Raw genomic sequence first — 21,749 nt, 5'->3', positions numbered from 1 at the left:
GGCGGGCCTGCCCGGCGTGATTCGTACCACTGTTATTCCTTTCCGCATTTTGCCGAGACTTTTTGCCGAGACTTCCATGACCGTTCCCTTTGTTCATCTGCGTGTTCACAGCGAGTTTTCCCTGGTGGATGGCCTGGTGACGCTCAAACCGCTGGTGAGTACTACCGCCGAGCGCGAGGTGCCGGCGGTCGCGCTTACCGACGAAGCCAATCTCTTCGGGCTGGTCAAGTTCTACACCGGCGCTCAGGGCGCCGGGCTCAAGCCGATTATCGGTAGCGATCTGTGGCTGGCCAACCCCCATGACGAGGCGCACCCATACCGCCTGACGCTGCTGGCGATGAACGAGACCGGCTACCGCAACCTCACCGAGCTGATTTCTCGTGGCTGGGTCGAAGGTCAGCATCAGGGCCGGGCGCTATTGCAAAAAAGCTGGGTGCTCGAGCAAAGCGACGGGCTGATTGCGCTGTCCGGCGGCCGCGACGGCGACGTCGGCCGCCACCTGCTGGCCGGGCATGAGCGCGACGCTCGCCAGCAGCTCGAACAGTGGCAGGCGGCGTTCCCCGGGCGCTTTTATCTGGAGCTGGTGCGTACCGGCCGGGCGCTGGAGGAAGACTGCGTCCACGCCAGCGTGACGCTGGCGCTGGACACCGACACACCGGTGGTTGCGACCAACGACGTGCGCTTTCTTGAGCGCGATGACTTTCGCGCCCACGAAACCCGGGTTGCCATCGGCGAGGGCAAGGCGCTGGCGGATCCGCGTCGGGAGCAGCATTACAGCGAAGAGCAATACCTGAAAACGCCGGACGAAATGGCCGAGCTGTTTGCCGATATTCCCGAAGCGCTGGAAAACAGCGTCATGATCGCGCGTCGCTGCAGCGTCGACGTGCGCCTGGGCGAAATTTTCCTGCCCGAATTCGGCATCCCCGAGGGCATGACGCAGGAAGAGTACTTCCGCCAGGTCTCTCACGACGGCCTGACCGAGCGGCTGGATTTTCTCTACCCGAAGTCTGAGCACCCGCGCGACAGCGATGCCTGGCGCGAGATCGATGCCCGCTACCGCGAACGGCTGGACTTCGAGCTCAATATCATCCTGCAGATGGGGTTCCCCGGCTATTTCCTGATCGTCATGGACTTTATCCAGTGGGCCAAGGATAACGACGTGCCGGTGGGACCGGGGCGCGGCTCGGGCGCCGGCTCGCTGGTGGCCTACGCGCAGAAGATTACCGATCTTGACCCGCTCCGCTACGACTTGCTGTTCGAGCGCTTTTTGAACCCCGAGCGCGTGTCCATGCCCGACTTTGACGTCGACTTCTGTATGGAAAAGCGCGACCGGGTCATCGAATACGTCGCCGAACGCTACGGGCGCGACGCCGTCTCCCAGATCGTCACTTTCGGCACCATGGCGGCCAAGGCCGTGGTGCGCGACGTGGCCCGGGCCCAGGGCAAGCCCTACTCACTGGGCGACAAGCTCTCCAAGCTGATCCCGTTTGACGTGGGCATGACCCTGGGCAAGGCCATCGAAGCCGAGCCTGCGCTCAAGGAGTTTCTCGACGCCGACGACGAGGCCGAGGAAATCTGGGACATGGCGCTCAAGCTGGAGGGCATTACCCGGGGCACCGGCAAGCACGCCGGCGGGGTGGTGATCGCTCCCACCAAACTTACCGATTTCTCGCCGCTGCTGTGCGACGACGACGGCTCGGGGCTGATGGTCCAGTTCGACAAGAACGACATCGAGGACGCCGGTCTGGTCAAGTTCGACTTTCTGGGCCTGCGCACGTTGACCATCATCGACTGGGCGCTGGAAATGGTGGATCAGGTGCGCGCCGCGGAGGGCGAAGCGCCGCTGGATATCAACGCCATTCCGCTGGATGACAGACCCACCTTCGAGAAGCTGAAAAAGGCCGAGACCACGGCGGTGTTCCAGCTCGAATCCCGGGGCATGAAGGAGCTGATCAAGCGTCTACAGCCGGACTCGCTGGACGACATGATCGCGCTGGTGGCGCTGTTTCGTCCGGGCCCGCTGCAGTCGGGCATGGTCGACGACTTTATCAACCGCAAGCACGGCCGTGCCGAAGTGTCTTATCCACACCCGGACTACCAGCACGAGCTGTTGAAACCCGTGCTCGGCCCCACCTACGGCATCATTCTGTATCAGGAGCAGGTGATGCAGATCGCCCAGGTGCTGGCCGGCTATACGCTGGGGCAGGCGGACATGCTGCGCCGGGCCATGGGCAAGAAAAAGCCCGAGGAAATGGCCAAGCAGCGCGCGGGTTTCATGGAAGGCTGCGCGGAAAACGGTATCGAAAAAGACCTCGCGGGCAACATCTTCGATCTGGTCGAGAAGTTTGCCGGCTACGGCTTCAACAAGTCGCACTCGGCGGCCTACGCGCTGGTGTCCTACCAGACCGCCTGGCTCAAGGCCCACTATCCCGGCCCGTTCATGGCGGCGGTGATGTCCACCGAAATGGACAACCTCGACAAGGTAGTGCCGCTGATCGAGGAGTGCCGTTACCTGGGGCTGACCGTCACGCCGCCGGACGTCAACGTCGGCGCCTACAAGTTCAACGTCGACGAAGACGGCCGAGTCGTCTACGGCCTGGGCGCCATTCGCGGGGTGGGCGAAGGGCCCATTGGTGCGATTGTCGAGGCCCGGGAAGACGGCGGTGCTTTTTCCGACCTCTTCGATTTCTGTCGCCGGCTGGACCCCAAACGCATCAACAAGCGCACCCTGGAAGCGCTGATTCGCGCTGGCGCGCTGGATAACCTGGGCGCTACTCGCGCCGCGCTTGCGGCGTCGATGGAAGATGCCCTCAAGGCGGCGGCGCAAAACCATACCAACCAGAGCGCGGGCATGCCCGACATGTTCGGTGAAGCCTTTGCCCCGGCGGCCGACCGCGACGTCTACGCCGACTATCGCGGCGTCCGCGACTGGACCGACCGCGAACGCCTGGCCGGAGAAAAGGACACCCTGGGGCTGTATCTCACCGGGCACCCCATCGATGAATACGAGTCCGAGCTCAAGCGCTTTGTATCGACGCGCATCGCCGATCTCAACCCGTCGCGGGAGCCTCAGCGCGTGGCCGGGCTGGTCATCGGTATGCGCACCATGAAGTCCAAACGCGGCGATACCATGGCGTTTATCACCCTGGACGACCGGACCGGGCGCATCGAGGCATCGCTGTTTGGCGAAGTGTATGACGCCCTGCGGGGGCAGATCGACACCGATGAAGTGATTATCGTCGAAGGCGAGGTCGCCAACGATGACTATTCCGGCGGCGTCAAACTTCGTGGCAAGGACGTTACGCCCATGGTCACGGCGCGGGTGCGCTATGGGCAGTCGGTGGATATTGCGCTGGACGCCACCCGGGTGAACGGTCGTCTGGTGGACAGCCTGCGTGATAGCCTGACGCCCCACTGCGATACCACCGGCCTGCCGGTGCGCTTGCAATACCGCCACCCGGAGGCGACGGCCTGGCTGGCGCTGGACGATACATGGCGGGTAGCGCCCTGCGATCAGCTGCTGCTGGCCCTGCGCGATGTTCAGGGTCAGGCCGGGGTTAAACTGCGCTACCGCTGACGCCGGAGCCATTGCCGCTGCGCGACCGCCTTGTCTGGCAGGGGCAAGCTGCGATAATGCGCCCATGCAGACTTCTTTCTTACCGGTTTTTCAGGTTTTCTTTTACAGGCGACGCCCATGAACCCCAACTACCTCGATTTTGAGCAGCCGATTGCCGAGCTGCAGGCAAAAATTGAAGAGCTGCGACTGGTCAGCTCCGACAATCAGGTCAACCTCGCCGATGAGGTCGAGCGTCTGGAGGCCAAGCGCCGCAAGCTGACCGAGTCCATCTTCAAGGACCTGACGCCCTGGCAGGTTACCCAGCTGGCGCGCCACCCCCGGCGGCCGTATACCCGGGACTATATCGAGCACGTTTTTACCGACTTTGACGAGCTTCACGGCGACCGCCGCTTCGCCGACGACGCCGCGCTGATTGGCGGCATCGCCCGTCTCGACGACAAGCCGGTGATGGTCATCGGCCATCAGAAAGGCCGCGACGTCAAGGAGAAGGTACGGCGCAACTTCGGCATGCCGCGCCCGGAAGGCTATCGCAAGGCCTGCCGCCTGATGCAAATGGCCGAGCGCTTCCGCCTGCCGGTGTTCACCTTTATCGACACCCCCGGTGCCTATCCGGGCATCGATGCCGAAGAGCGCGGTCAGTCCGAAGCGATTGCCCATAACCTTGCGGTGATGTCGCGGCTGAAAACCCCGATCATTTCCACCGTGATCGGCGAGGGTGGCTCCGGCGGCGCCCTGGCCATCGGCGTGTGCGACGAGCTGGCGATGCTGCAGTATTCGACCTATGCAGTGATCTCGCCGGAAGGCTGCGCCTCGATTTTGTGGAAAAGCGCCGAGAAAGCCTCCGAAGCAGCACAGGCCATGGGCATTACCGCCGAGCGGCTGCAGGAGCTCGGGTTCGTCGATTCGCTGATCCGCGAGCCGCTGGGCGGCGCCCACTGCTATTACGAGCAGACCGCCGAGCGGGTCCGGGAAACGCTGAGCCAGAGCCTCGAGCGGCTGCAGGGTCTGGATACCGACGCGCTGCTGGCACGGCGCTATGAGCGGCTGATGAGCTATGGCGCCCCCGCCGCATAAGACCCTCGAGCCACTGCTGGAACGCGCCCTAGCGGATGTCCCGCCGGGGCGCTGCGTTTGGGTAGCGCTGTCAGGCGGTATGGATTCTTCGCTGCTGCTCGCGCTGGCCGCCGAGGCCTGTCGAGCCCGAGGGCGCAGGCTGTGTGCCCTGCATATCAATCACGGCCTGCAGGCAGCCGCTGCCGATTTTGAACGTCACTGCCGTGCGCTCTGCAAGCGATGGGGCGTAGCGCTAACCGTGGTTCCGGTCAGCGTGGATACCGCGGGCAAGGGCGTGGAAGGGGCCGCCCGGGAGGCTCGTTACGCCGCCTTTGCCGAACAGGTGCCCGCCGGCGATACGCTGTGGCTGGCGCAGCACCGAACCGATCAGGCGGAGACCTGGCTGCTGGCGGCCATGCGCGGCAGTGGTGTGCGCGGCTTGGCGGCGATGCCGCCCCGGCGCGACTATCGGGGCATTGCGCTGGCTCGCCCCTGGCTCGACGTGCCGCACGGCACGCTTGTCGATCATGCCCGCGCGCTTGAGCGTGACGGCCGACTCTGCTGGTGCGACGACCCCACCAATGCCGATACCCGCCTGGCGCGCAACGATCTGCGTCATCGTATTCTCCCCGCGCTGGAAGCGCGCTGGCCCCAGGCCGAACGCGCGCTGGCTACCGCTGCCGGGCATATCCAGGATGCCGACGCGCTGCTGGAAGCCTACGCCGCCGAAGAGCTGGAAACGCTGAGAGTGGACGTCGATCAGCTCGACGCCTCTGCCCTGGCGGCCCGCGAGCGCGCCCGTCAGCGCCTGCTGGTACGTACGTTCTGCCGCCAGCTGGAGCTTGCCACGCCGCCGCAAAAGCGGCTGGAAACGCTGTTGGATCAGCTGGACGCGGCGCCCGATGCCCGGGTGCGTGTCGCCTGGCCCGGCGCCTGCGCCCGGGTCTGGCGCGGGCGGCTGTACCTGCTGCCCGACGCGCCGTGGGCAAACCCCGCGGCAAGTGACTGGCAGGTGGCGTGGGACGGCAGAGCACCGCTGGCCACCCCGCTTGGACCGGTGTGGATGGAGCGGCAGGACGCCGGCGCTGCGACTACGCTGGTAGCCACCTGGCGGCGGGGTGGCGAGGTGATTCGCCTGGCCGGACGCGGCCGGCGCGATCTCAAGCGGCTGCTGGCCGAGGCCGACGTGCCGCCCTGGCAGCGCGATGCCGTCGTGGTGCTATGGGCGGGAGATACCTGTGTAGCCGCGTTCAGGGCGCCCGCTGAGCGGCTTTGCCAGGCCGCTGGCTGGCAGTTTGGGCGGGCAGCGCGCTGAGCATGTCATACAGTATGCCTTCGCGCAGGGCGCCATCGACAAAGCGCAGTTTATCCAGCCCCAGGGCGTCAAATATCGCCGTTACAATGGCGACGCCGGCGGGGAAAATTCCCGCCCGGTTGGCTTTCAGCCCCTTGAGAGCCAGGGCGTCAATATGCGGGTAGCCGAGTATCCGGGTGCGCAGCCGTTCAAGACCCGCCCGGGTGATCAGGCCCTTTTCCCGGGTATCGCCGCTGGCGCGGAGCACGCGAGCAATGGCCTTGACGGTGCCGCTGGTGCCCACGGCTTCGTGCCACCCTGCCTGCCGATACGGCCCTCGAACAGCCGCGAGCTGCTCCAGCGCCGCCTGTTCGGCGGCTTGCATTTGCGCCTCGCCGAGAACGCCATCGGCAAAGAAGCGACGGGAATAGGTAACGCAGCCCATCGCCAGGCTTTCCAACTTTTGCGGCGTCATGCGTTTGCCGAGGGTCATCTCGGTGGAGCCCCCGCCCACATCGATCAGCAGGCGCCGCCCCCTGACGGCGCGGGCCCGGGCCGCGCCAAGATAGATCAGGCGGGCTTCCTCGCGGCCGGAAATAACCTCGACCGGATGGTTCAGCAGCGTTTCGGCGCGCGCCAGAAACACCTGCCGATTGGACGCCTCGCGCAGCGCGTTGGTGCCCACAATGCGCAGCCGGGGGCCGGCTATCTGCTCCAGCATGCCGGCAAATTCCTGCAGGCAGTCGAGTCCGCGCTGCATGGCCGCCTCGTCGAGATTGCCGTCGGCATCAAGCCCCGCCGCCAGCTGTACCTTGACCCCGCGCCGGGCCATCACGCGCGGCCGTCCGCCGATGACGTCGGCGACCAGCAGATGAAAGCTGTTGGAGCCCAGATCCATCGCGGCCAGCGGCGCGCGAAGCGAGGCCAGACGGGACGAAGCGGGGCGAGGCGGGGTGTGGCTGGCCGGGGGTATTGCCATGGGCAGGGGCTTTCCTTGAAAGATCTCTCAACAAGGCTGCGTGGCGCGGCCAGCCTTGTCAATCCGGCGGGCCTTGCGTTCAGCGCCCGGCTTGACTAATATCAGTGCCGGTTCGAGCCGAATTGACGCATCGCAAGCGTTCTACCGCATCGGCTCCGGCCCACCCGGGTGTTATCGAGCCGGTACTACCCAACCTCCAGCATGATGTGTATCAAGCGTTATCTTGCAGAATCGGCTTTATTTCGTGATAAGGTCGCTTCAGAGTCAGATCTGCAGCAGTGATAGAGCTGGCCTGATGTCCAAGTCGTCAGATGATCCGTTGCACCCGCATTCCCGGCGCTGGGCCCTGTTTACAGGCGTTGGCATGTCGAGCTGAATTCCGGTTTCCCCGGTTCAGCCTGAATCCTTGCATGTCGAACACGCCCCCTGGCGGAATCTGAACGCATCATACGGCGAACTTTCGCGCCCCCTTTCTTCTTCTTGGCGCCTGGCGCCTTGCTTCCATGAGCAATGTTCTGACACACCGATGAATCTTACCGAACTCAAGCAAAAAACTGTTCCCGAGCTGCTCAAGATCGCCCGCGAGATGGGGATTGACAACCTGGCTCGTTCGCGCAAACAGGACATCATTTTCGCCATCCTCAAAAAGCACGCCAAGAGCGGTGAGGACATCTACGGCGACGGTGTGCTGGAAATTCTCCAGGATGGCTTTGGCTTTCTGCGCAGCGCCGACAGCTCCTATCTGGCCGGCCCGGACGATATCTACGTCTCGCCGTCGCAGATTCGGCGCTTCAACCTGCGCAAGGGTGACTCCATCGCCGGCAAGATCCGCCCGCCCAAGGACAGCGAGCGCTACTTTGCGCTGCTCAAGGTGAGTCAGATCAACCTGGATCGGCCGGAAAACGCCAAGCACAAGATTCTCTTCGAGAACCTGACGCCGCTGTTCCCCGACGAGCGCATGCGCATGGAAATGGGCAACGGCTCCCGGGAAGACCTGACGGCACGGATTCTCGATCTCACCGCGCCCATCGGCAAGGGCCAGCGCGGGCTGCTGGTATCGCCGCCCAAGGCGGGCAAGACGCTGATGCTGCAGAATATCGCCACCTCGATCACGCGCAACAATCCCGAGTGCCACCTGATTGTGTTGCTGATCGACGAACGCCCCGAGGAAGTCACCGAGATGGCGCGTACCGTGCGCGGCGAAGTGGTGGCCTCGACCTTTGACGAGCCGCCGGCGCGCCACGTTCAGGTCGCCGAGATGGTGATCGAGAAGGCCAAGCGGCTGGTCGAGCACAAGAAGGACGTCGTGGTGCTGCTCGACTCCATTACCCGCCTGGCCCGGGCCTATAACACCGTGGTGCCGAGCTCCGGCAAGGTGCTCACCGGCGGCGTTGACGCCCACGCGCTGGAAAAGCCCAAGCGCTTTTTCGGTGCGGCGCGCAACATTGAAGAGGGCGGCAGCCTGACGATTCTGGCCACGGCGCTGGTGGATACCGGCTCGAAGATGGACGAAGTCATCTTCGAGGAGTTCAAGGGCACCGGCAACATGGAAGCCCACCTGGACCGTAAACTGGCCGAAAAGCGCGTTTTCCCCGCGTTCAATATCCGCCGTAGCGGCACCCGCCGTGAAGACCTGATCGCCTCGGAAGAAGAAATGCAGCGCATGTGGATTCTGCGCAAGCTGTTGAATCCGATGGACGATACCGGTGCCACCGAGTTCCTGATCGACCGCCTGAAGGATACCAAAACCAACCTGGAATTCTTCGAGGCGATGAAGCGCCGTTAAGCCGGACGCTGTTTCGCCGGCGAGCGCCGCACACAGCGCTGCCGCCGTCGGCCATGCTGTAGAGCACAGGAGCCCGTCGTGAAATACCGCGATCTGCGTGAGTTTATCCAGGCGCTGGAAGCCCGGGGCGAGCTGGTCCGGGTCAGCGCCGAGGTCGATCCCTATCTGGAAGTCACCGAAATCTGCGACCGCACCCTGCGCGCGGGCGGCCCGGCGCTGCTGTTCGACAACGTCAAGGGCCACGACATGCCGATGCTGGGTAATCTGTTCGGTACGCCCGAGCGGGTGGCCATGGGCATGGGCGAAGACAGCGTCGAGGCGCTGGGCGAGATCGGCAAGCTGCTGGCGTTTCTGAAAGAGCCCGACCCGCCCAAGGGGCTGAAAGACGCCTGGCAGAAGCTGCCGATTTTCAAGCAGGTGCTGAGCATGGGGCCCAAAAGCGTCAAGCGCGCCCCGGTGCAGGAAGTGGTAGAAGAGGGCGACGATGTGGACCTCGACCGCCTGCCGATTCAGCACTGCTGGCCGGGCGACGCGGCGCCGCTGGTGACATGGTCGCTGGTGGTGACCCAAGGCCCACATAAAGAGCGCCAGAACCTGGGCATCTACCGCCAGCAGAAAATCGGCAACAACCGCCTGATCATGCGCTGGCTGTCCCACCGCGGCGGAGCGCTGGACTTTCAGGAGTTTCAGCAGGCGCACCCCGGCGAGCCCTTTCCCGTGGCGGTCGCGCTGGGCGCGGACCCGGCGACCATCCTCGGTGCGGTCACGCCGGTGCCGGATACGCTCTCGGAATATGCCTTTGCCGGCCTGCTGCGCGGGTCGCGTACAGAGCTGGTCAAGTGCGGCCACGCCGAGCTGGAAGTCCCGGCCTCGGCGGAAATCATCCTCGAAGGCTATATCTACCCCGACGACACCGCGCCCGAAGGCCCCTTCGGCGATCATACCGGCTACTACAATGAGGTCGAATGGTTTCCGGTCTTTACCGTGACGCGGCTGACCCGGCGCCGGGACGCGATTTATCATTCCACCTATACCGGTCGCCCGCCCGACGAGCCGGCGATTCTGGGCGTGGCGCTCAACGAAGTGTTTGTGCCTATTCTGCGCAAGCAGTTTCCCGAAATCGTCGACTTCTACCTGCCGCCCGAAGGCTGTTCCTACCGCATGGCGGTGGTGACCATGAAAAAGCAGTATCCCGGCCACGCCAAGCGGGTGATGATGGGCGTGTGGAGCTTTCTGCGCCAGTTCATGTACACCAAGTTTGTGGTGGTGCTCGACGATGATGTCGACGCCCGCCGCTGGGAAGACGTAATCTGGGCGATGACCACGCGCATGGACCCGGCGCGGGATACCACAATGGTAGACAACACCCCCATCGACTATCTGGATTTTGCCTCGCCGGTTTCGGGGCTGGGCTCCAAGATGGGCTTTGATGCCACCAACAAATGGCCCGGCGAGACCGATCGCGAGTGGGGCAGCCCCATCGCCATGAACAGCGACGTCAAGGCGCGGGTAGACGAGCGCTGGGCGTCGCTGGGTATCGGCATTCCCCTGCCGCCGGCACGCAGCGGCGGCAGCCACTGAGTATACATTGCGTCGCCCCTGACATGAGACGCTGGACAAGAGGTTTGCATGAGCGCAAGGACGATGACCGTTCAGGTCACCGAGGTGGAAAACCTGACCCCCGATGTGTTTGGCGTCACCCTGGAGGGACGCGCCGAAGTCATGAGCCACGCGCCGGGGCAGTATCTGGAGCTGGCGCTTGACGAATCGACCTGGGTGCCGTTCTCCATCGCCAGCGCCACTCGCGGCGACGGCCGGTTGGAACTGCACGTACAGCACTGGCCCGAGCGCAGCAACTCGGCGCAGCTGCGCGAGCTGTTGCGGGAAGCCAATCAGCTCACCGTACGCCTGCCCGGCGGCGACTGCGTGCTGGATCACGCCAGTAGCCGCCCGCTGCTGTTGATTGCTGCGGGCACCGGCTTTGCCCAGATGAAAGCCATCGTCGAGGCCGCGCTGGAGCAGAACCCCGACCGCCGGATCGACCTCTGGTGGGCCGCGTACGAACACCGCGAGCTGTATCTGGAGCCGCTGGCCAGCCGCTGGGCCCGGACCTGCCCGGGCTTCACTTTCCATGCGGTGACCGAGCAGCCGCTGAACGAGCCGCTCGCCGCCGGTGATCGGCTTTACCACCACCGCGGGCGCATCGACGAAGTGCTGGAGCAGGCCGACCTGGCGCCGTCGGAGTGCGATGTCTACCTGTCCGGATCGCCGGGTATGGTGTATGCCACCCTCGACGTGCTGAAAGGCAAGGATATCGACGCCGATCGGGTCTTTTCCGATGTCTTCAGCTACGCGCCCCGCGATTAAAGCTGAAATATCGGTAGGACATTTGCTACACTGAAGACGAAATCCGCCGCCCGGGACGTCAGCGCTGCTGCACCGGGCGGCGGACAGTATCGTTTTCAACCGCGCCCAACCGATATCAGGAGGCTTGATATGGCCCACGATGAACACCAAGGCGACAATACAGGCTTCTTTTCCATCCTGATGGGACTGATTGTGCTGGTCGGCATGACCTGCCTGCCGGCTACCATCGGCTGGATTCAGCTGTTTACCGGCTGAACCGCCGCTTGTCAGCCAACCGGCCAGCGGGCTAAGCTGTGACTCGATACGGCCCGACAGCCCGGCCAAGCCTTTGATCGCTATTTCCTTGATCGATATTCAGACTGCAGGACCGCCGCATGCTATTCGATTCCCCTGTCGACCCGATGTCCACGACGCCGCTGAACGGCGCCGCGGCAGCCGGCTGCCCGGGTTATGGATACTGGTTTGGCCAGGGGATGGCCGTGGCCGGCGATTGAGTCGTGCCAACGGGCATTCCCCAACGGATTGCCTGCCGCGAAAAGCCCCGGTGGGTTCTCTCCCGCCGGGGCTTTTTGCTTTCCGGCATCGGGTTGGCTTTTCGGCGCAGGCCGGCAGGTCGTTTGGCCCGGTATCAAGATCACACTCAACAGGAGCTGCACCATGAGTTACCGCGCACTGGTTCATACCGCTTTCCCCGTGGCATACGGCTATCCGGCGTATGGCGATGGGTGGCGATTTAGCCTCGCGCGGTCGGTAGCAGTAGCCACCTCCGATCGTGTGCATAGCGGTGGCGAAAGCCCACGATGTCCCCTGCCTGCGGAGAGCTAACCCATGAGTGCGATTGCGACTGCCCTCGATACGACCACGCTTGATACGACACAGCCCGACCCCCTCTCGTCGACCCACACGCCGGCCGCTGCTCGGCCACTGCCGACGCCCGCCGAACTGCGCACCGCCTGCCCGCTTGCACCGGCGCTGGCCGAGCGTATCCGCGATCAGCGCACGGCGGTGAAACGCATCCTGTCCGGTGACGACTCGCGCCTGCTCATGGTGGTGGGGCCCTGTTCGGTGCACGATCCTCGTGCTGTCCGGGAGTATGCCGAACGGCTTGCCCGGCTCGCCGACGACGTGGCCGGGCAGGTCCTGCCGGTGATGCGCGTCTACGTGGAAAAACCCCGCACCACCGTTGGCTGGAAAGGACTGGCCTACGATCCGGACCTGAACGGCAGCGGTAATATCGCTCGGGGGCTGGCGCTGTCCCGGGAGTTGATGCGCGACGTGGCCGAGTGCGGTCTGCCCGTGGCCACCGAGCTTTTGCAGCCCATGCTGGCGCCGTATCTGGACGACCTGCTTGGCTGGGTCGCCATCGGCGCGCGTACTACCGAGTGCCAGCTGCACCGCGAGCTGGCCAGCGGTCTGGAGGCCGCCGTGGGTTTCAAGAATGCCACCGGCGGCGGCGTTCAGGTCGCCGTGGATGCCATGGGCGCGGCGGCGCACCCGCATCAACGCCTGGCCATGGACGCCGAAGGCCGGCCGGTAGTGGCAGAAACTTCAGGCAACCCGCATACTCACCTGGTGCTGCGTGGCGGCAGCGGCGAGCCCAACTATCAGGCGGCCCACGTACAGGCGGCTACCCGCGCGCTTGTAGACGCCGGGCACAACCCGCGGCTGATGGTCGACTGCAGCCACGCCAACGCGCGCAAGGATCACCGCCGCCAGAGCGAAGTGATGCTCGACGTGCTGGCCCAGCGCGAAGCGGGCAACCCGAATCTGGCCGCGCTGATGCTGGAAAGCCACCTGCATCCGGGCAAGCAGCCCCTCCAGCCCGGGGCGCTGCGCCACGGCGTTTCGGTGACCGATGCCTGCATCGGCTGGGATACGACCGAACATCTGATCAGGACCGCTGCCGAGCGGCTGGCAGGTCAGCGCTGAGGACGCTTTGTTTCAGCGGTTACTGCCGCTATTGTTGAACGCTATCAGGGAGTTGCGCATGGCGCGCTTTACATTGCACCACCAGGACGGTCATGCCTATCGGCGCAAGTCGCGTATTATCAGTCTGTTGATGGCGGGGCAGTTCGCGGTGCTCGGCATGCTGTTTGCGGTTATTCTGACCGCCGCTTTTGGCAGCAGCCTGGCACTTAATGCCCTCGGCGTGGTGCTCGGGCTGCTGGCCACCAGCGCGATGTTTGCCGCGCTCAAGGATCGGCCCTGGATGGTCGAAATGCGTTATGCCTGGCAGCTCAAGCACCACCTGGGGCAGATCAGCGGCTACTTGACGTCGCTGCGCCAGGCGGTGGAAGAGGATGACCGTCAGGCGCTGGATATTCTGACCTTTTATCATCAGGGGATGGAACAGCTGGCCGAGCTTAACGGCCGCACCACCGACGATGATGCCGAACGCCTGGCGGAAAAACTGCAGGTCCAGCTCAAGCGCGAAGCGCTGGACCTGCCCGATGAGGTCGAAGGCTTCGACCCCGATAAGCTGCATCGCTATAGGCCCGCCTGAGTTAACGATCCATTACAGGGAGACTGCATGGGAATTCATCGCCATGTCCGGCCGGTCGCCGTGGTAGCGGCATTGGCGCTACTAAGCGGCTGTATGAGTACCGGCACCACGCCGGCGAGCGACCCGGCGGCTGATACCGCCGGCACGCCCGATTCGTCATCCGATGTCGCTCTTGATGCCCCGCTATTGCCGCCATCGCTGTTTCCCGGCGAGGCCAACAGGTTTGACGCCTGGCGCTGTTCGCCGGCCAATCAGAATCTGGTCACCGCCTTTGGCGATGAAACGCTGAAACTCTGGTCGCTGCACGGTGCCTGGCAGCTGCCCCAGGCGGTGGTGGCCAGCGGTGCGCGCTACCAGAACGGCGAGATCAGCTTCTGGAACCGGGGCAAAAAAGCGCAGGTAGAAACCCCGCGCGGTCAGCTCCAGTGCCATCTGGCGCACAAGCGCGACGCTCGTACCCGCGAGGATCATCCCGGCGTGATGTTTTTTGCCCACGGCAACGAGCCGGGCTGGACTCTCAAGCTGGATAATCACGACCCCGTGCTCGAGCTTGATACCAATGCCGCCAGCGGTGATGACAGCACCGCAACGCGGCAGTACATGATGAGCGTCATGGACAACGATGCCGGCCGAGTCGTGCTGGAAAACGCCGACGCCGCACGGTTTTTCCGCGTGCGTATCGAAGCCGGCGCCTGCTTTGACGACATGAGCGGCAGGCCGCACCCGGCCCGGGTCACCGTCTCCATCGACGGCGAGCAGTATAGCGGCTGCGGCGAAGGCATCGCGCCCTGAACGCCGCGCTTGTCAGGCGCCGGTCGTGGGGTTAGCCTCTTTGCACCAACTTTTTGATCGGTGAGGTACGTCATGCGCTATTTGCACACCATGGTCCGCGTCAGCGACCTGGACGCCGCGCTGCATTTTTACTGCGATCTGTTGGGCCTTGCCGAGGTGCGCCGCAAGGACAACGAAAAGGGCCGTTTTACCCTGGTGTTTCTTGCCGCGCCGGAAGACGAGACCCGCTCGGCGAGGCTCAAGGCGCCGGAAATCGAGTTGACCCACAATTGGGACCCGGAAACCTACGACGGCGGGCGCAATTTTGGCCATCTGGCCTACGAGGTAGACGACATTTACGCTCTTTGCCAACACTTCAGGGACAACGGCGTCACCATCAATCGTCCGCCCCGTGACGGCCGCATGGCCTTTGTGCGCTCGCCGGACGGTATCTCGGTGGAGCTCCTGCAAAAGGGCGAGCCGCTGGAGCCGACCGAGCCCTGGGCTTCCATGGAAAACACCGGCACCTGGTAGGCGCCGCCGCAAGGAAACAACATGACCGTTCCCCTCAAGCCTGCTTTTAAACCCCGGCGCCTGGCGGCTGCCGGGTTGGCTGTCTCGATGATGGTGTTAGCAGCCTGCTCGAGCACGCCATCGTCCCCGGAACCCGACGACGTGGACAATAAAGGCGAGACGAGCCGCCCGCTCACCGGCGACATCGTCGGCAAGCGCTGGAACCTCTTGCTGCTTGGCACCCATGAGCATCTTGATCTACCCGAGCCGGCGTATTTTCGCCTGTCGCAGGATGGCAAAATCAGCGGCAGCGACGGCTGCAACCGCTTTACCGGTACGGCCACGCTTGGCGACAAACAGCGCATCGACGTCGAGGAGCTTGCCACCACGCGCAAGGCCTGCCCGCAGCTTGATGACGCTAAGCGCGTCACCGACATGCTGGAAAACGCCTACCGCTACCTGATCGACCACGACCGTCTGGTGTTTTTCGGCCGGGATAGCCGGGTGATCGGCGGCTGGCACAAGGCGGATTAGCCTCGGATCCCGGGGTTAAAACGGTCAATAAAGCGCCCGTCGATGCGTTCCTTCCAGCGCCACGCCCAGTGGCCCGAGGCGCCCAGTAAGCCGTAGCTTGCTACCGCGCGGCCATTGCCGGTGCCGATCAGCGCCAGTACCCGCCGGGGCGGCTGCCACTCTACGGGCGGCTCGCCTCGGCATGTCCGGCGCAGGTTCTCGGCCAAATGCGGCCCCGCGCGCACGGCGTAAACGCCGGCCTTGGGCAGCGCGGTAGGGAACGCCGCGCAGTCGCCGGCGGCAAACACTCCGGGCGCGCCCCTGGCTTCAAGGCTTTTGCCCACCTCGATAAACCCGCGCTCGTTAAGCGTTAAGTCGCTGTCTTCAAGCCAGCCGTGGCCCACCGCACCGGTGGCCCAGAGCACGATATCCGCCGGCACCGGCGCCCCCTCCGCAAGCGTTACCGCTCTCTCACCGAGCCCGTTTGCTCGCACGCCGGTGCGCTGCATCACGCCGGCGTTGTTCAGCGCCCGCGCCACCAGCGCTCGGGGCAGCCGGCCCGCCTCGGGCAAAAGCGTATTGCCGGCGCTTAACAGTTCGGCGTCAAAGACCAGGTCCGGACGGCGGGCGCGCAGCTCGGCCAGCACGGAAAGCAAGGTTTCGCATCCGGCCGCGCCGCCGCCCACGCTGACGATCTTCTGGCGGCTGCCCGACGGCAGGGCGTCCACGCGTTCACAAAGCGCCTGCCAGCGCGACGGCAGCGCAGCAAGCGGGCGCATGGCCAGAAGCCAGGGCGCTGATGCCTCTGCCGCCGGTTTATCCAGGGTGGCGCCGACATTGATCGAGGCTATGTCAAAGCCCAACTGCTTGCCGTTTTCAAGCGTGACCTCCCGCTTCGCAGCGCTGAATGCAGCCGCACGCTGCTCGATAAAACGCGCACCGGCGCGGCGGCACAGCGCGGCGATATCGATCTGTGTTTCCCTGAGCGTGCACTCGCCGCCAAGCCAGGCCGGCACGCGGCCGGAATAAGCGGCAAGCGAACTTTCGCTGATCACGGTCAGGCGCACGCCGGGCTCGGGCCTTTGGGCAAAGGCTTCGAGCACAAAGGCGTGTGTGTGGCCGCCGCCGGTCAATACAAGCTCTTTCATGCGCCGCGCCGCCAGGTAAAGTAGCGTTTCAGTAATTTAAGCACGCGCTCGGGCTTGTGGGCGTTTTTCCATGCGCCGGCGGTGGCCTTGGCGGCCTCGCTTAGGGTGGGGTAGGGGTGAATGGTGCCCAAAAGCTTGTTTAGCCCCAGATTGTGCTTCATCGCCAGGCTGAACTCGCCCAGCCACTCGCCGGCGTTTTCGGCCACGATGGTCGCGCCCAGAATCCTGTCGCGGCCGGGCACGGTGAGTACCTTGATAAAGCCCGCTGTGGCGCCTTCGGCAATGGCGCGGTCGCTCTCGTTCATGGCGTAGCGAGTCAGCTCATAGGCGATGCCTTGCTCTTTAGCCTCGCGCTCGTTGAGCCCCACCCGGGCGACTTCCGGCTGGGTGTACACCACCGCGGGGATAAAGCGGTAGTCGACGTTGAAGCGTTTGAGCTCGCCGAACAGCGCGTTGACCGCGGCGTGCCAGGCCTGGTGGGCGGCGGCGTGGGTCAGCTGATAGGGGCCGGCGACGTCGCCGCAGGCCCAGACGTTGGGCAGCCGGGTCTGCAGCTGACGGTTGAGCTCCAGGGTGCCGGTATCGGTGGCGATGCCCAGCGCCTCGAGGCCCAGCCCTTCGACGTTGGCACGGCGGCCCACGCACACCAGCAGGTAGTCGAACTCGACGCTGTCTTTGCTGCCGTCAGCGCGGCTGATATGCAGGCGCTGGCCGCCGTCGTGGCTAATGCGTTCGGCGCGAGCTTGAGTTAGTACGGTGACGCCGTCCCGCTCCAGGGTCGTGGCCATGTGCTCGCCGACTTCTACGTCTTCGCGGCCCAGCAGTTGCTCGTCGCCTTCAACCAGCGTGACCTGGCTACCCAGCCGGGCAAAGCTCTGGCCCAGCTCGCAGCCGATGGCGCCGCCGCCGAGAATGGCCAGCCGCCCGGGCAGCTCTTCCAGCTGCCAGAGATTTTCCGAGGTCAGCACCCGCGCCTGGTCGATGCCCGGCAGCGGCGGTATCGCCGGGCGCGCGCCGGTGCCGATGACGATGTGCCGAGCGCTTACGCGCCTGTCGCCAACGTCGACCTCCCAGGGCGTGGCAAGCGTGGCTTTGGCCTGGAGCACGTCCACGCCGAGATCGGTGTAGCGCTCGACGCTGTCGTGGGGGGCGACGTCGGCGATGGCGCTGTGCACGTGGCCCATGACACGAGAAAAGTCCACCTCGGGAGCGCCGGCGTCTTGACCGGTGAGAATGCCGAAGCGCTCGGCGTGGCGCACCTCGTGGGCGGCGCGTGCCGCGCGTATCAGCGCCTTGGAAGGCACGCAGCCGGTGTTCAGGCAGTCACCGCCCATGTCGCCGGCCTCTGCCAGCGCCACTTTGGCGTTCACCGCGGTGCCGATGTAGGCGCTCACCAGCCCCGCCGATCCGCCGCCGATCACCAGCATGTCATAGTCAAAGCGCTGGGGCCGCTCAAAGCCCTGATAGATCTTGCGCCGCTGGACCAGCCGCATGATTTTTCGCGCCAGCCAGGGAAATATCGCCAGCAGCACAAAGGAAGCCACCAGCCCCGGCGACACCACGTCGCCCAGGCGCTCGATCTCGCCCAGCTGGCCGCCGGCGTTGACGAACACCACGGTGCCGGGAAGCATTCCCGCCTGGCTGACCCAGTAAAACGTCCGCGCCTTGAGCCGGGTAAGGCCCATCACCAGGTTGATGACGAAAAACGGAAACGCCGGCACCAGCCGCAGGCTGAACAGATAGAACGCGCCGTCGCGGTCCACGCCGCGGTTGATCGCCGTCAGGCGCCCGGGAAAGCGGTGTTCGATGGGGCCGCGCAGCAGGTAGCGCGAGATAAGAAAGGCAAGCGTGGCACCGATGGCGCTGGCAAAGGACACCAGCACCAAACCCACGGCAAGGCCGAACAGCGCCCCGCCCAGCAGGGTCATGATCGCCGCGCCGGGCAGCGACAGCGCGGTGATGATCACGTAGGCGATAAAAAACGCCCCGGCGATCTGCCACGGGTGCTGGTCAAAGGCCGCCTGAAAGTTGCTCTGGTAGGTTTTGAGCGTCTCCAGGCTGAACCACTGGTGGGCGCCGGTGGCAAAAAAGGCGGCGACGGCTACCAGTAGTAACGCGAGAAGCAGCAGGCGTTTGCGGTTCACGGACGTCTTTTGTGTCATGAGCAGTTCCGGCTTGAGGAAAAAGAAGAGGGTGCAAGGGACGGCGCGCGGGGGTACAGGCGGCGGTAGCGCTGCCAGTCTTCGGGGCGGTCCACGTCCCATACGGTAGCGGGGAAGGCCGCCTTGAGCCCCAGCGCGTCAAGGCGTTTGCGGGTCACGTTCAGCACCTCGCCGCCGCCCCAGGGAATATCGCGAAACAGCGCCGGGTAGTCATCGTTCGTGCCGATCAGCCCGTAGCCGCCGTCCTCGGCGGGCAGAATCACCACGGGATGTGTCGCCAGCCGCGCCGCACAGGTCTGGATGAGTTCGGGCGTAATCGAGGGGCAGTCGCTACCCATGATCATCGCGGGGCCTGGGGTGCTGGGAAAGGTGCTTGCCAGCGCGTGGCGAATGCGCACGCCAAGATCCCCCTCGGGCTGGGGCGCCAGGTTGATGCCAAGGCGCTGTTGCAGCGCCAGGAACAGCGGGTGCTCGTGGTCGAGCGCGGTCCACAGGGTCACCTGCGCTGCCGGCAGCGCCCGGCAGGCGTGAACCACGCAGCGCTTGACCATCTCGGCGTGGGCGCTGGCCGACCCGTAAGCGCCGAGACGGGGATTCAGCCGGGTTTTGGCTTTGCCGGGAATCGGCGCCTTGGCCAGCAGATGCAGCGCTATCGGGCGGCGCTGGTGGCCATAGTCAGTGGGCATCGCGGTATTCCCGAGCCAGGCGTGCGGGATCTTCGCCGCGCCAGTAGCGCCAGCGCAGCCGCCACATCAGCCATATCGTGCGCCAGATGCCGCGCTCCTCCCAGCGCCGGCCCGAGCTTGTCACTCGGCTTTTCAGGCAGGCGGGTCGGCCGGCCTTTTTCAGCCGTTTGGAAAGCGCGATGTCCTCCATCAGCGGCTGCTCGGGAAAACCACCGGCGGCGGCAAAGGCGGCACGCGTCATGAACATCGCCTGGTCACCGGTGGCGACGCCGGTGAAGCGCGAGCGGGCGTTCATCAGCGCGGCAATGACGTCAAGCCAGCGGCTCCGGCCGGCAAGCGTGACGTCAAAGCGGCCCCAGCGGCGTGTAGCAAGCGCGCGCTGAATCTGCTTTGGGGCGTCTTCGGCCAGATGCGTATCGGCGTGGAGAAATACCAGCGTATCGCCGTCGGCGGCGCTGGCGCCGAGATTCATCTGGACGCCGCGCCCGGGCGGGCCGGCAAGCACGGTATCGGCCCGCGGCAGCGCGATGGAGGCGCTGTTATCGGTGCTTTCGCCGTCGACCACCACCAGCTCCACGCCTCGCCGGCGCAGGGGGGCAAGCGTGTCGAGGGCGGTGGCAAGCGTCGCGGCTTCGTTCAGCACCGGCATGACAATGCTGATGCCCGGCGCTGCAGAGACGTCGGTTTCAGGCAAGCGTTGCGTCCTTTTGCGGAGTGGATTTGGCGCATCGCGGGCGATGCCGGGGCGCGGTAAACAGCGTCGGCAGCGTGGCGGCCAGCATAAAGCCCGCCAGCGGCAGCAGCGCCTGAACCAGCGCCCAGACGCTGATCAGCCGCCTGTTGCCGCCGGAGGCCAGCGCTACCGCCTCGGTGGTCACGGTTTCCACGCGGCCCGCGCCGAGTAGCCGGGTGGGCAGATACTGGCCAATGCTGATGGCAAGTCCCACGGCAAACGCCGTTAGCAGCGGCGCGGCGAGCAGCGGCAGGCGCACCCGCCAGAACGCGGCATTGCGCGTTACGCCCAGCGAGCGTGCGATTTCCAGCCAGCGCGGGTCCAGCCGGCGGTAGGCCTCGGCAAGCGACAGGTACACATAGGGCAGCACAAACAGCAGGTGTCCGGCAATTACCAGCCCCATCTGGGGGGCAATGCCGGCGCTCTCGGCGGCCACCACCAGGCCGAAGAGAAACGCAATCTGCGGCACGATCAGCGGCAGGTACAAAAGCCACAGCGCCCGCGCCGGACGAATATGTCGGCGGTGTTCGTTTTCCAGCACGGCCAGCACCAGAAGCGTCGCCACCAGCGTAGCGACCAGCCCAATGGTCGCGGTGCTGCCAAGCGCCTCACCCAGCATCGGGGTAAAGCGCTGCCAGTGATCCAGGGTAAAGCCTTGCGGCAGGGCGTCGGGAAAGCGCCAGAAGCCGGCCACGGAAAATATCACCAGCCCGGCCAGTGCCGCGAGAGCGACAAGTCCCGCGCCGGTCAGCAGCGTGCGACCGGTCAACGTCAGCACGCGCTCGCCACGCTGGCGGCCGCCGGCGCTGAGCCAGGGGCGCAGCGTATATGCGGTGAGCCGCTCGCCCAGCCACCAGAGCCCCAGGGCGGTAAGCGTGACGCCCAGCTGCATCATCGCCGCCGCCGAGGCCATAAAGCGCCGGTTGAGATCCGGGTCGTTGAACCATTCAAGAATGGATACCGCAAGCGGCGGCGGCAGCGACGGGCCCAAAATCAGCGCCATATCCACGTTGGCGCTGGCGTAGGCGATAACGGCGTACAGCGGCAGCCGAATAAGCGGATAAAGCCCGGGCAGCACGGTTTTCAGCCAGCCGGTCGTCGGTGCGTAGCCCAGCGACCGGGCGATCTCGACGTGCTTTTCCGGTCTGAGCTGATTCAGCGCGGCTAGGCTCATCAGCAGCAGAAAGGGGATTTCCTTGAGTATCAGCCCCGCCATCAGTGAAAGCCCCAGCGGATCGTTGACGATCAGCGCGTCCGGCGGCCGTTCGGCACCGGTCAGCCAGGGCGAGGCAGCGCGCATGGCGAGCCCCGACGGCGCGATTAAAAACGCCAGGCCAAAGCCCAGCGCGGCGTGGGGAATGGCCAACAGCGGCGAGATCAGCCGGCGTACGCCCCGGGCCAGGCGGCCGTTTTGCGCGGCGGCGAGAAACAGCACCACGGCAACCAGCGCCACGGCCGGGGTGATAAGCCCGCTTGCCAGGCTCAGCGCGGCCGAACGCCATAGCCCCGGCTGGGCAAACAGTTCCTGCCAGGGCGCCAGGCTGAACGTGTCGCCGCCGAGCACCGGCAGGTAGCCAAAGGCCGGCAGCGCAATCATGGCAAGCCCCGCCGCCACCGGCAGCGTCAGCAGGGCAATGACCAGGAGGGGTGCCAGCCGCAGCATG

General features: G+C 65.1%; 18 protein-coding genes. 12 read left to right on the top strand and 6 right to left on the bottom strand.

What is annotated here, in order from left to right; genetic code table 11:
• Positions 1 to 76 precede the first annotated feature (76 nt).
• From dnaE to tilS, 3 genes are all read left to right on the top strand, one after another.
• Positions 77 to 3,577: a DNA polymerase III subunit alpha gene (dnaE, locus tag C793_RS0111550; RefSeq protein WP_017431105.1), complete on the top strand. Its 3,501-nt coding sequence runs from the start codon at positions 77 to 79 to the stop codon at positions 3,575 to 3,577.
• Between the two features lie 117 nt (positions 3,578 to 3,694).
• Positions 3,695 to 4,651 carry an acetyl-CoA carboxylase carboxyltransferase subunit alpha gene (locus C793_RS0111545; protein WP_017431104.1) on the top strand — a complete coding sequence of 319 codons (957 nt, stop codon included), beginning with the start codon at positions 3,695 to 3,697 and terminating at the stop codon, positions 4,649 to 4,651.
• Positions 4,632 to 5,945 carry a tRNA lysidine(34) synthetase TilS gene (gene tilS / locus C793_RS0111540; RefSeq protein ID WP_026106265.1) on the top strand — a complete coding sequence of 438 codons (1,314 nt, stop codon included), beginning with the start codon at positions 4,632 to 4,634 and terminating at the stop codon, positions 5,943 to 5,945. Before C793_RS0111545 ends, tilS begins: the two co-directional genes overlap by 20 nt.
• Here the strand turns inward: tilS and C793_RS0111535 are convergent.
• Positions 5,881 to 6,903: a Ppx/GppA phosphatase family protein gene (locus tag C793_RS0111535; protein WP_017431102.1), complete on the bottom strand. Its 1,023-nt coding sequence runs from the start codon at positions 6,901 to 6,903 to the stop codon at positions 5,881 to 5,883. The two genes, tilS and C793_RS0111535, sit on opposite strands and share 65 nt — an antisense overlap.
• 526 nt (positions 6,904 to 7,429) lie before the next feature.
• Between C793_RS0111535 and rho the strand changes: the two genes are divergently transcribed.
• The 9 genes from rho to C793_RS0111485 all read left to right on the top strand — a co-directional run bounded on the left by rho (position 7,430) and on the right by C793_RS0111485 (position 15,377).
• Positions 7,430 to 8,689 carry a transcription termination factor Rho gene (gene rho, locus C793_RS0111530; protein WP_017431101.1) on the top strand — a complete coding sequence of 420 codons (1,260 nt, stop codon included), beginning with the start codon at positions 7,430 to 7,432 and terminating at the stop codon, positions 8,687 to 8,689.
• Between the two features lie 78 nt (positions 8,690 to 8,767).
• On the top strand, positions 8,768 to 10,270 hold the full coding sequence (gene ubiD / locus C793_RS0111525) for a 4-hydroxy-3-polyprenylbenzoate decarboxylase (RefSeq protein ID WP_017431100.1): 1,503 nt from the start codon (positions 8,768 to 8,770) through the stop codon (positions 10,268 to 10,270).
• A 48-nt stretch (positions 10,271 to 10,318) separates the two neighbouring features.
• Positions 10,319 to 11,056 (top strand): FAD-binding oxidoreductase, encoded by a 738-nt coding sequence (locus C793_RS0111520; protein ID WP_026106264.1) that lies wholly within the window; start codon positions 10,319 to 10,321, stop codon positions 11,054 to 11,056.
• Between the two features lie 129 nt (positions 11,057 to 11,185).
• Positions 11,186 to 11,311, top strand: coding sequence for a hypothetical protein (locus C793_RS14795; RefSeq protein WP_017431098.1), 126 nt, complete (start codon positions 11,186 to 11,188; stop codon positions 11,309 to 11,311).
• A gap of 573 nt (positions 11,312 to 11,884) precedes the next feature.
• Positions 11,885 to 12,985: a 3-deoxy-7-phosphoheptulonate synthase gene (locus tag C793_RS0111505; RefSeq protein ID WP_017431096.1), complete on the top strand. Its 1,101-nt coding sequence runs from the start codon at positions 11,885 to 11,887 to the stop codon at positions 12,983 to 12,985.
• A gap of 58 nt (positions 12,986 to 13,043) precedes the next feature.
• The gene (locus tag C793_RS0111500) at positions 13,044 to 13,559 is read left to right on the top strand and encodes a DUF3087 family protein (RefSeq protein WP_017431095.1); all 516 of its coding nucleotides are present in this window, start codon (positions 13,044 to 13,046) and stop codon (positions 13,557 to 13,559) included.
• A 27-nt stretch (positions 13,560 to 13,586) separates the two neighbouring features.
• Positions 13,587 to 14,351 carry an MliC family protein gene (locus tag C793_RS0111495; RefSeq protein ID WP_017431094.1) on the top strand — a complete coding sequence of 255 codons (765 nt, stop codon included), beginning with the start codon at positions 13,587 to 13,589 and terminating at the stop codon, positions 14,349 to 14,351.
• Between the two features lie 72 nt (positions 14,352 to 14,423).
• Complete coding sequence (gene gloA, locus C793_RS0111490; protein ID WP_017431093.1) at positions 14,424 to 14,864, top strand: lactoylglutathione lyase; 441 nt, start codon at positions 14,424 to 14,426, stop codon at positions 14,862 to 14,864.
• Positions 14,865 to 14,885: 21 nt separating this feature from the next.
• Positions 14,886 to 15,377 carry an META domain-containing protein gene (locus C793_RS0111485; protein WP_017431092.1) on the top strand — a complete coding sequence of 164 codons (492 nt, stop codon included), beginning with the start codon at positions 14,886 to 14,888 and terminating at the stop codon, positions 15,375 to 15,377.
• On the opposite strand, the gene C793_RS0111480 is transcribed toward C793_RS0111485, so the two are convergent.
• From C793_RS0111480 to C793_RS13915, 5 genes are read right to left on the bottom strand one after another with little or no spacing between them, the layout of a single operon-like run.
• Entirely contained in the window at positions 15,374 to 16,504 is a 1,131-nt protein-coding gene (locus C793_RS0111480) for an FAD-dependent oxidoreductase (protein WP_040475453.1), read from the bottom strand. The two genes, C793_RS0111485 and C793_RS0111480, sit on opposite strands and share 4 nt — an antisense overlap.
• Positions 16,501 to 18,666 (bottom strand): dihydrolipoyl dehydrogenase family protein, encoded by a 2,166-nt coding sequence (locus tag C793_RS0111475; RefSeq protein WP_017431090.1) that lies wholly within the window; start codon positions 18,664 to 18,666, stop codon positions 16,501 to 16,503. Before C793_RS0111475 ends, C793_RS0111480 begins: the two co-directional genes overlap by 4 nt.
• Positions 18,663 to 19,352, bottom strand: coding sequence for a TIGR04282 family arsenosugar biosynthesis glycosyltransferase (locus tag C793_RS0111470; protein WP_017431089.1), 690 nt, complete (start codon positions 19,350 to 19,352; stop codon positions 18,663 to 18,665). The genes C793_RS0111475 and C793_RS0111470 overlap by 4 nt, the downstream gene beginning before the upstream one ends.
• Positions 19,342 to 20,046: a TIGR04283 family arsenosugar biosynthesis glycosyltransferase gene (locus C793_RS0111465; protein ID WP_017431088.1), complete on the bottom strand. Its 705-nt coding sequence runs from the start codon at positions 20,044 to 20,046 to the stop codon at positions 19,342 to 19,344. Before C793_RS0111465 ends, C793_RS0111470 begins: the two co-directional genes overlap by 11 nt.
• Complete coding sequence (locus tag C793_RS13915) at positions 20,039 to 21,748, bottom strand: ABC transporter permease (protein ID WP_017431087.1); 1,710 nt, start codon at positions 21,746 to 21,748, stop codon at positions 20,039 to 20,041. Before C793_RS13915 ends, C793_RS0111465 begins: the two co-directional genes overlap by 8 nt.
• Between the last annotated feature and the right edge of the window lies 1 nt (position 21,749).

The sequence above is a fragment of the Vreelandella jeotgali Hwa genome, from assembly GCF_000334215.1.
Classification (GTDB): Bacteria; Pseudomonadota; Gammaproteobacteria; order Pseudomonadales; family Halomonadaceae; genus Vreelandella; species Vreelandella jeotgali.
This window is presented reverse-complemented; position numbering and strand designations above follow the sequence as displayed.

Bases quoted from the DNA above. Each gene is read 5' to 3' on its own strand.
- gloA (WP_017431093.1), top strand. From the start codon at position 14,424: ATGCGCTATTTGCACACCATGGTCCGCGTCAGCGACCTGGACGCCGCG.
- C793_RS0111500 (WP_017431095.1), top strand. From the start codon at position 13,044: ATGGCGCGCTTTACATTGCACCACCAGGACGGTCATGCCTATCGGCGC.
- C793_RS14795 (WP_017431098.1), top strand. From the start codon at position 11,186: ATGGCCCACGATGAACACCAAGGCGACAATACAGGCTTCTTTTCCATC.
- C793_RS0111480 (WP_040475453.1), bottom strand. From the start codon at position 16,504: ATGAAAGAGCTTGTATTGACCGGCGGCGGCCACACACACGCCTTTGTG.
- tilS (WP_026106265.1), top strand. From the start codon at position 4,632: ATGGCGCCCCCGCCGCATAAGACCCTCGAGCCACTGCTGGAACGCGCC.
- C793_RS0111475 (WP_017431090.1), bottom strand. From the start codon at position 18,666: ATGACACAAAAGACGTCCGTGAACCGCAAACGCCTGCTGCTTCTCGCG.
- C793_RS0111545 (WP_017431104.1), top strand. From the start codon at position 3,695: ATGAACCCCAACTACCTCGATTTTGAGCAGCCGATTGCCGAGCTGCAG.
- C793_RS0111505 (WP_017431096.1), top strand. From the start codon at position 11,885: ATGAGTGCGATTGCGACTGCCCTCGATACGACCACGCTTGATACGACA.
- C793_RS0111485 (WP_017431092.1), top strand. From the start codon at position 14,886: ATGACCGTTCCCCTCAAGCCTGCTTTTAAACCCCGGCGCCTGGCGGCT.
- rho (WP_017431101.1), top strand. From the start codon at position 7,430: ATGAATCTTACCGAACTCAAGCAAAAAACTGTTCCCGAGCTGCTCAAG.
- C793_RS0111495 (WP_017431094.1), top strand. From the start codon at position 13,587: ATGGGAATTCATCGCCATGTCCGGCCGGTCGCCGTGGTAGCGGCATTG.
- dnaE (WP_017431105.1), top strand. From the start codon at position 77: ATGACCGTTCCCTTTGTTCATCTGCGTGTTCACAGCGAGTTTTCCCTG.
- C793_RS13915 (WP_017431087.1), bottom strand. From the start codon at position 21,748: ATGCTGCGGCTGGCACCCCTCCTGGTCATTGCCCTGCTGACGCTGCCG.
- C793_RS0111470 (WP_017431089.1), bottom strand. From the start codon at position 19,352: ATGCCCACTGACTATGGCCACCAGCGCCGCCCGATAGCGCTGCATCTG.
- C793_RS0111535 (WP_017431102.1), bottom strand. From the start codon at position 6,903: ATGGCAATACCCCCGGCCAGCCACACCCCGCCTCGCCCCGCTTCGTCC.
- C793_RS0111520 (WP_026106264.1), top strand. From the start codon at position 10,319: ATGAGCGCAAGGACGATGACCGTTCAGGTCACCGAGGTGGAAAACCTG.